At 41.2% G+C, this 432-nt stretch carries 1 protein-coding gene; it reads right to left on the reverse strand.

The features are described 5' to 3' along the window. On the reverse strand, positions 1 to 272 hold a 272-nt coding region (locus A3739_RS08475; RefSeq protein ID WP_068501029.1), incomplete at its 3' end, for a hypothetical protein. Positions 273 to 432: the final 160 nt, after the last annotated feature.

The raw sequence follows: 432 nt of genomic DNA on the forward strand, positions 1-432 counted from the left end.
GTTGGGCCCACATCTTGATACAAAGGGTCTCCTTGCTCGTCAATAGCGGCGACTTCTGTGCCTGCAATGTAAGGCATGGCGGTCTCTAGCTCTTGCAATGCAGAGGAGATGAGTTCGCAAAGAATTTCGTTTTTATTGCGTTTAGGGTACATCTCGGCGAGCGCTTCAATTTTAGCGGCATCTTCGATTGGAATACGGAACGAATATTCGTTCTCGGTCATGATTGCTTTTGCTTGTTTTTCCCATTGCGCTGTTAGTTCTTTAATTCTCATAATTGTTTACACCTAATCGTTTTTCTAAAGACCCTGTCTCCGCAAGCAAGGTCTATTTTGTTCGTCATTACAATATTGAGTTTAGAACTCTGTAAGAGATTGCATGTCGTTGCTTTGTATGAAATTGTAAATATATTGGATAAATCCGTTGTAGAAACGA

It is taken from the genome of Oleiphilus sp. HI0067, assembly GCF_001635735.1.